Origin of the sequence: Aphanothece hegewaldii CCALA 016, assembly GCF_003007785.1 — a bacterium.
In the GTDB taxonomy this organism is placed as follows: domain Bacteria; phylum Cyanobacteriota; class Cyanobacteriia; order Cyanobacteriales; family Microcystaceae; genus Chroococcus; species Chroococcus hegewaldii.
In genome coordinates this window covers 1-1601 of record NZ_PXOH01000101.1, presented here as the reverse complement: position 1 = coordinate 1601, position 1601 = coordinate 1, and the positions used below count along the sequence as shown (strand labels likewise).

Genomic DNA, 1601 nt, shown 5'->3' with positions numbered 1-1601 from the left:
AACTTTAGTGGAAGCTGTGGAAAACATTCTCAAATATTTTGGAGAAAAATATACAATTAATTTTACATAGCTACTTATTGGCGCGGCGGGTCATTCCTTCGGCGGGTACACCGTGTTAGGTCTTGCGGGAGCGCAAATTGATTTTGAAAATCTACAACGAGATTGCGATCGCTTATTTGGAGCGGCCGATATTTCATTGTTACTCGAATGCCGAGCTTTAGAATTGCCCCGAATGGCGTACACTTTCCGAGATGAGCGAGTTCAAGCAGTCTACGCGCTTAATCCAGTCAATCGTAGCATTTATGGGAAAAAAGGGATTAGCCAAATTGCTATTCCGACTGTTTTAGGATCCGGAAGTTATGATCCTGCTGCTCCGCCATTCTTTGAGCAAGCTGCTTCTTTTACTTGGCTGACTACACCTGATAAATATTGGGCGATGGTTGAAGGACAGGCACACGTTGATTTTACTAACCTTGATCCAGGGATTACGAAAGCGATTAATTCGGTCTCTCATCTAACCTTGCCTAGTCAAACTTTGATTGGAGATTATGATAATGCCCTCAGTCTCGCTTTTTTTGAAACTTATATCAACAATAATCAGGATTATCGGACTTATCTTCAACCTTCTTATGCTGATTATCTCAGCCGTGACGAGACGTTTAAATTAGATTTTATTACTGGAGCTTCTTCGGATGAATTAGCGAATGCTCTTAAGAATTTTAAATGAGAAAAAACTTTTTTATTGACTATCGGGGGGAACACTAGCAAAGCTGTTATGAGGTGCAATCTAGCTTGAAAAGCTTTACGTGTCAAGCTTTTCAAAAGCCAAAATCAGCGATCACAACTCTCGGAAATATTGCAGTTTCTAGACACTTTCTGCAAAAGTTACTTGTTTTCCGCTATAACAGAAAAGCCTACAATCCTTAACTGTTACAGCTTTTGGTAATTTTAGGAGAAAAACAGAAAAAGTGTCTTAAGAACTGAAAACTGCAAAATTTTCTAGATTGCACCTCATAACAGCTTTGCTAGTTTTGCCCCTGGTCAGAGCAAGTTTGCTCTATTACACTTTAAGGGTTTCAGCGTATCCTGAACTCACGTTACATTATAATGAATCGAAATTTGACGACTAGCGCAAAGCTCCTGAAAGATGTTCATCCCGACTGTCGGGAAACTTGTCGGTCACTGTCGATATTACCTGAACCCCCATGAACAAACAAGAAGCGGCTGACTACCTCGGTGTTAGCACCAGAGCTATAGAACGCTACACCCAAAAAGGCAAACTCAGCGTTAAATATGAAGGTGGCAAAACTCGCCCCGTCGCCGTCTATGACCCTTCTGAACTAGACAAACTTAAAGAAGAACTCAAGACCACCACCTATAAACCCGCCATTGAAGCAGCCTCATCAACTCCGACCGAACTCGCCACCATACCTATCGGGCTGTCGGGGTTAGTCGAGAAATTCATCCTTCCCCTGTCGGGGCAACTGCAACAACTAACCGAAGCCATCCAAAGTCTTAAAACACTAAGTAACAATGCATAATTAATTGTATATTTGTGGTAAGCTTTTAGTGGCTCTAGTTGTTGCTAGTAGGTAAAAATT

1 protein-coding gene and 1 pseudogene are annotated in these 1601 nt (G+C 41.5%); both read left to right on the top strand.

All coding sequences use genetic code 11. The features are described 5' to 3' along the window. Nucleotides 1-76: 76 nt before the first annotated feature. A pseudogene (locus C7H19_RS25130) lies at nucleotides 77-727 on the top strand (alpha/beta hydrolase family protein); the annotation flags it as partial. 478 nt (nucleotides 728-1205) lie between these two features. Beyond that, the gene (locus tag C7H19_RS25125; RefSeq protein ID WP_106459624.1) at nucleotides 1206-1541 is read left to right on the top strand and encodes a helix-turn-helix domain-containing protein; all 336 of its coding nucleotides are present in this window, start codon (nucleotides 1206-1208) and stop codon (nucleotides 1539-1541) included. The last annotated feature ends 60 nt before the right edge of the window (nucleotides 1542-1601 follow it).

What these genes read in the sequence shown, in the direction of transcription:
- C7H19_RS25125 (WP_106459624.1), top strand. Translation starts at nt 1,206, where the DNA reads ATGAACAAACAAGAAGCGGCTGACTACCTCGGTGTTAGCACCAGAGCT.